This window comes from Streptomyces daliensis (assembly GCF_054782395.1).
This window is the reverse complement of the sequence record NZ_BAAGSO010000094.1, coordinates 433,566-439,710: the sequence shown is the minus strand read 5'-3', so window position 1 is coordinate 439,710 and position 6,145 is coordinate 433,566. Positions and strand designations below refer to the sequence as shown.

5 protein-coding genes are annotated in these 6,145 nt (G+C 73.2%); 2 read left to right on the top strand and 3 right to left on the bottom strand.

Annotated features, from left to right (window positions below; all coding sequences use genetic code 11):
* Window positions 1-41 precede the first annotated feature (41 nt).
* On the bottom strand, window positions 42-1,322 hold the full coding sequence (locus ACYVOO_RS24405) for a lytic transglycosylase domain-containing protein (RefSeq protein ID WP_461017826.1): 1,281 nt from the start codon (window positions 1,320-1,322) through the stop codon (window positions 42-44).
* Between the two features lie 616 nt (window positions 1,323-1,938).
* On the opposite strand from ACYVOO_RS24405, the gene ACYVOO_RS24400 reads away from it, so the two are divergent.
* The gene (locus ACYVOO_RS24400; protein ID WP_461018108.1) at window positions 1,939-3,207 is read left to right on the top strand and encodes a helix-turn-helix domain-containing protein; all 1,269 of its coding nucleotides are present in this window, start codon (window positions 1,939-1,941) and stop codon (window positions 3,205-3,207) included.
* An 81-nt stretch (window positions 3,208-3,288) separates the two neighbouring features.
* On the opposite strand, the gene ACYVOO_RS24395 is transcribed toward ACYVOO_RS24400, so the two are convergent.
* Both ACYVOO_RS24395 and ACYVOO_RS24390 read right to left on the bottom strand, forming a co-directional pair.
* Window positions 3,289-4,092 carry an alpha/beta fold hydrolase gene (locus ACYVOO_RS24395; RefSeq protein WP_461017825.1) on the bottom strand — a complete coding sequence of 268 codons (804 nt, stop codon included), beginning with the start codon at window positions 4,090-4,092 and terminating at the stop codon, window positions 3,289-3,291.
* 72 nt (window positions 4,093-4,164) lie between these two features.
* Window positions 4,165-5,427, bottom strand: a complete 1,263-nt coding sequence (locus tag ACYVOO_RS24390) for an MFS transporter (RefSeq protein ID WP_461017824.1) — start codon at window positions 5,425-5,427, stop codon at window positions 4,165-4,167.
* Window positions 5,428-5,525: 98 nt separating this feature from the next.
* On the opposite strand from ACYVOO_RS24390, the gene ACYVOO_RS24385 reads away from it, so the two are divergent.
* The gene (locus tag ACYVOO_RS24385; RefSeq protein WP_461017823.1) at window positions 5,526-6,122 is read left to right on the top strand and encodes a TetR-like C-terminal domain-containing protein; all 597 of its coding nucleotides are present in this window, start codon (window positions 5,526-5,528) and stop codon (window positions 6,120-6,122) included.
* Window positions 6,123-6,145 lie beyond the last annotated feature (23 nt).

Below are 6,145 nucleotides of genomic sequence, written 5' to 3'. Positions count from 1 at the left end.
CCGCCCCTCCGTTCCGCGCCGCGCGGCGCACCTCGCCCCCGTCAGCGGCAGATCTCACCAGGCGAGGGCGACGCGGTGGGTGAGCCGCTTCCCGAGGGGGAGGCGGACGGCGAGGGCGAGCCGGGCGAGGGCCCCGAGCCGCTGGGCGAGGGGCTGCCCGTAGGGGAGGGGCACGGCGGCTCGGAGGGATCAGGGCCGCCCGGGTCCCCACTCTCCGAGGGGGTGGGTTCTGGCGGCTCGGGGGCGGGGGAGTCGTCGCCGGGACGCTGCGGGCCGCCGCCGGAAGAGCCGCCTCCGCCCGAACCGTTCCCTCCTGACCCGCCCCCGCCCGATCCGGCGCCTCCGCCCCCGCCTCCGCCGCCGTTCCCGCCCTCGCCCCCGCCCCTGCTCCCGCCCTCGTGCGCGCCGGAGCCCTTGCCGCCCCGGGGACGTTCGGCGGGCCGCTCCTCGTTCCCGGCGCCCGCTGACGTCGGCAACGGACCCTGCCCGTCGGGCACCTCGTGGACGCCCTCGCGGTAGAAGGCGTACCAGGACAGCACCGTGCGCAGATACGCGCGGGACGCGTTGTAGCTGAGGACCGCCGCCTCCAGACCGGCCCGCGACGTCAGATCCCGGCCGCCCGTGCACAGATAGCGGCCCGCGGCGAGGGCCGCGTCGTAGATGTTCGCCGGGTCCTCGCGTCCGTCCGCGTTGCCGTCCGAGCCCCAGCGCGCCCAGGTGGAGGGGATGAACTGCATCGGGCCGACCGCGCGGTCGTACACGCCGTCCCCGTCCCACCGCCCGCCGTCGGTGTCCGTGATGCGCGCGAACCCGTTCCCGTCGAGCACCGGCCCGAGGATGGGCCGCAGCGTGGTGCCGTGCGCGTCGACGGCGCCGCCGCGCGCCTGCCCCGACTCCACCTTGCCGATGGCGGCGAGCAGTTCCCAGCGCAGTCCGCACCCCGGCGCGGAGGCGGCCAGCGCTCGCTCGGCCCTCCGGTACGCGTCCAGCACGGTCGCGGGGAGGCCCGACTGGCTCGCCCTGTCCGCGCCGGGCGACCAGCCCGGTGTGCCCGGAGAGAGCGCCGGGGACTCCAGGGGCGGGAGTTCCGTGTGGTACGAGTCGTCGCCCTGCGCACCGTCCCGCGCGCCGCCCTCACCGGGTGCGGAGTCGGCGCGTACGGAGCCGCTTCCCTCGTCGCCGAACCCGTCAGGCGCCTGCGAGGCGGTGAGCGCGGCCATCGCCGCCGTGGCCAGCGCGGCGGCGCTGACTCCCCTGCGCAGCCTGCCCGTTCGCCGCCGCACCCCCCTGGCCGCCGCGTGCCGTCCCCGGTACCGCGTCATGAGCCGACCTCCCTCTTCCTCGCCTCTTCCTCACCCTGGAATGCGCAGTCGTGCGGCCGTTCCACGGATCTTGCGCGGATCTTTCGCGGCACGACGTTACGAGCGGGTAATGTGCGGTGCAATGCGTCCCCCGGCCGAATGGGACCGCTCCGTAATGCCGGAGCATTTCTTGTTCGCGCGGCGACAAGGAACCGCTATTCCTTTGTACTGAAGTGAGCAAGGACGGGGGCGCGCGGAACATCTCCCTGGCGACTCCTCATGCGAGGGTGAGCACGGCCGCCTTTTTTCTGTGCGCGAGGTGCTGTGTTCCGGGGCGCGTTGGCCTATGTTGCGTACCGGACATCACATGTCATCCGTATTTCGGAGTGCTGTCACCACCCCGGTGCCCCCACGGCACCACTTCGCCGACGCACCACGTCGGTCCACCGGCATGCACGGCCGTGCCCGGCCGGACGTCCGCACCGTCCGGAGCCGACCAGTGCCCAGGAAGCAAGGGGAGAGCATGACCAGTGCGACAGAGGCAACCGAACTGAACGGGCTCACCTTCGACGGCCCGGCAGCGCCCGGCACCCCCGGCACCCTCGGCGGGACGGGCGGTGCGGGCAGCCCGAGCGGCATGGGCGGCATGGGCGGCCTGAGCGGGGAGCACGGCACCATGGGGCGGCTGCCGCCCGAGTTCGCCGCCATCATGCGCCCCGAACTCTCCAGCCTCCTGCTGGAGATCTACACCGAGATCCGCCGCACCATCCCCGAGTACGGCCCCGTCCTCGCGGGCCCCTACGGCCGCTCCATCCAGCTCGCCGTCGAGCAGAACCTCGTCACCTTCGTCGACAAACTCACCTCGCCCACGGCACCCTCGGCCGAGCGGCGCGACAAGATGTGCCGCAGGCTGGGCCGTTACGAGGCGTACGAGGGCCGCAGCCTCGACTGCCTCCAGGCGGCGATCCGGCTCGGGGCCCGGCTCGGGCTGCGCCGCGCGCAGAAGGTCGGCCGCCGCTACAACCTGTCGCCCGCCGTCCTCCTCACCTTCGCCGACGCGCTCTTCGGCTACGTCGAGGAGCTGGTCAGCGTCGCCAGGGAGGGCTATCTGGAGGCCAAGGCCGAACTGGAGGGCGGCCAGGACATCTTACGAAGACGGCTCCTCCAGCTCATCCTCGCGGGCGGCACCGTCGCCCACGCCTCCCTCGCAGAGCTGTCCGACCAGACCGGCTGGCCCCTGCCCGACGAGGTCACCCTCGTCGCCGTCAGCCCCGACGCACGCCCTGAGCGCGGCACCCTCTCCGGGGACGTGCTCGCCGACCTCGACGGCGCCGAGCCGCACTTCCTCATCCCCGGCCCCGTGGACGCCGACCGGCGCACCGTGCTGGAGGCGGCCCCCGACGGGATACGGCTCGCCGTGGGCCCCACCGTGGCCAGGGGCGAGGCCGCGCAGTCGCTGCGCTGGGCGCGGCAGACCCTGGGGCTCGTCGAGTCGGGAGTCCTGGAAGAGCGGCCCGTCACCTTCAGCGAGAACCATCTGATCACCCTCTGGCTCCAGTCCGACGCCGCGCTCCTCGACCAGCTCGCCAAGCGCCAGCTCGCCCCGCTCAGCGACCTGACGAGCAATCAGCGCGAACGGCTCGTCGAGACACTGGAGGCGTGGCTGGCCACCCGCGGCAACGCCGTACGGATGGCGGAGCTGCTGCATCTGCACCCGCAGACGGTGCGCTACCGGCTGCGCGGCCTCGACCGGGCCTTCGGCGACCTCCTCAACGACTGGGACCACCGCTTCGCCACCGAGGTGGTGCTGCGGGCCCTGCATCTGCGCGAGCGCTCCGCGCTTCCTCCCCCGAGGTCCGCTGCCGCCAACGGGGGCACGTCGCCCCGCAGCCCCCGCCCTCTCTGACGGGGCACGCGGAGGACGTCACCCGGTTGAGGGCGACACCCTCAAGGGGCCGCCCTCAACAGGGGCCCTCAACAGGGGCCCTCAAGAGGACGGCATCACCCCGGCCAGCAGCCGCGCCGTGGCCTCGGGGGCCTCCACAGGGAAGTGGTGGCTGCCGAGGTCGGTGAGCACGATGTCGAGGCGGTCCCCGTAGCGGTCCACCGCCTCGCGGGCGACCAGGTCCCGGATGGCGAACACCGTGACCGGCTGCACCGTCGCACGCAGCGCCGCGTCCATGTCCCAGCGCACCAGACCCTCGATGGCACGCAGCCCCGCGGGCTGCCTGACCTTGACCATCTTCTCGAAGTACGCCTCCACGAGGGCGGGGTCGGTGCCTGCCGGTGAACCTCCCTCGACGAGGCCCCGCACCCCTCGGGCGAAGTCCTCGCGGAACACGCGCACCACCGCCTCGGTCCGTTCCTCGCTCATCGCGGGGAAGAGGGACAGATAGTGCAGCGCGTCGAGCCCGACCACATGGGACACCGTGTCAGGGAGCAGCCGTGCGGTCTCGACGGCGACAGCGCCGCCGAGGGAGTGCCCGGCCACGACCGCCGAGTCCACCGACTCGGCCTCCAGCACGGCGGCCACGTCGCGCGCGAACTCCTCCATGGTCCACACGTCCCGCGTCGAGCGCGACTCCCCGTGCTCGGCGAGGTCGATCGCGAGGACGCGGTGGTGCTCGGGCAGATGGGCGGTCACCGCGTCGAAGTCGCCGCGGTCGCACGCCCAGCCGTGGACGAGCGCCAGGACGGGGCCTCCGGCCGGGCCGCTGGCCGTGTACCGGATCGTCGTGTGGTCCGCTCGCCGAACCGTGCGGTTCTTCTTGGTCCTGCCGGTGGTCGTCATGGTGTCTCCGTGAGTTCGGTGTGCTGACGGGCCGTATGTATCGGTCGGTGTGCGGGAACCGGTGCGGATGGCTCAGCCGCACGGTGCCACGACGGCGCGGCGCCGCCGCGCCCGTATCCGGTTCAGGCGCAGGAGGAGGGCAGCGAAGGTGATCAGCACGATCGCCAGCGCGTAGATCCCGGTGGCGGTGCGCAGCCCCAGCGCGGTGACGGCGATTCCGCCGAGCACGGCGGGCACGCTGTTCCCCAGGTAGCTGATGACGTTGGCCAGGGCGAAGACCGCGCTGCGTTCGTGCGGCCCGGCGACCCGGGCGAAGGTGCCGAACGTCGCCAGCACCGACGCGCCGAAGCCGAGACCCGCGACGAGGGTGCCGACGGCGGCGAGCGGGAGGATGTCCTCCGTCACCCCGGCGAGCGACATCAGGGTGCCGAGCCCGAGCAGCGCGGACGAGGGTGCCAGCAGCCAGGACGCGGGGCGGGACCGGAGCAGGAAGACCGCGAGCGCCCCGGTGCCCGCCAGGAGCGTCACGACGACACCGCCGATCAGATGGTTCCGCAGCCCCAGCAGTTCGGCCGCGACGGACGGACCGAGCGAGAGGTACATCCCGGCCAGGGCCCAGGCGGCGATCATCGCCGGTATCACCGGGAGGAGGTCGGCGCGCAGGTGCGGTGGCATCGCGACGCGCGGGCGCAGGGAGGCCAGGGCTCCGGGGCGGCGGAGCGACGTCTCCGGCAGGAGGGCCACACCCACCGCGGCCAGCAGCATTCCGCCGAGCAGCAGGGCGTAGACCAGCCGTGTGGGCGCGGGGCCGAACTCCACCAGCACACCGCTGCCGAGCGCGCCGAGGGCGAGCCCGGTCAGGGGCGCTACCGAGGTGACGACACCCGCCCGCCCACGTGACGGTTCGAGATCGGCGAGGGTGGCGCTCAGCGCTGTCGTCGCCGCTCCGGTCGCGATGCCCTGGAGCACGCGGGCGGCGGAGAGCACGAACACGTTCCCGGCGGTGAGGAACAGGACGAGCGCGGCCACCTCCAGCCCGATCGCCGCGGCGAGCACCGGTCGTCGGCCGAGGTGGTCCGACAGCGCTCCGACGACGAGCAGCGAGCCGAGCAGGCCGAACACGTAGAGGGCGAAGACGACGGTCAGCACCCACGCGGTGAACTGCCATTGCTGCTGGTAGATCACATAGAGGGGGGACGGGGCGCTGGAAGCGGCGAGGAAGAGCACGAGGACGGCGCCCACGAAGGGGAAGGCGCCCTTCCATGGCGCGCGGCGCTGACCGCCGACGGGCGGTGCGGTGGTGGGCGGTGTGGTGGCGGAGGATTCCGTAGGCATACGAGCCTCGCAGTGATCGTTGCGTTAGTGGTGAGAACGTACCACAAACGCAGCGATCACTGCGCTAAAAATGCAGTGATCAGTGCAATAATGAACGCATGCCCGCTCCGACATCCCCTCCGTCCTCCACTGGCGGCCCCGCTGGCGGTCCCACCGGCAGCCGCCCGGGCGGCCGGTCGGCCCGGGTCCGCGTCGCCGTCCACCGGGCCGTCCAGGAACTGGTCGTCGACGAGACCGGCGAAGGGCTGACCATCCCGGTCGTGGCCGCCCGCGCGGGCGTGCACGCCACGACGGTCTACCGCCGCTGGGGCTCCGTCGGCGAACTGCTCGCCGACGTCGCGACCAGCCGCTTCTCCGGCGACATCGTGGTGCCGGACACCGGAAGCCTGCGCGGGGACCTGGAGCGCTACGCGTTCGATCTCGCGAAGGACCTCGGCGACCCGGACACCCTCGCGCTGGTGCGGGCCACCATCGGCACGGGCGGGGAGCAGGGCGCCGCCGCGTGCCGCGGGGAACGTCAGCGGCAGCTCGAAGCCATCCTCGGACGGGAGCAGGCACGGGGCGAAGAGCCACCGAGCCTGGAACGCACCACGGACGCCGTGCTCGCCCCCCTCTACTACCGGGCCGTCTTCACCGACGACCCCCTCACCCCCGACTGGGCCCGCGGCCTCGTGGCGCACCTGCTGGCGGACTGAGCGCCATGGGACCCGGCGAAGGT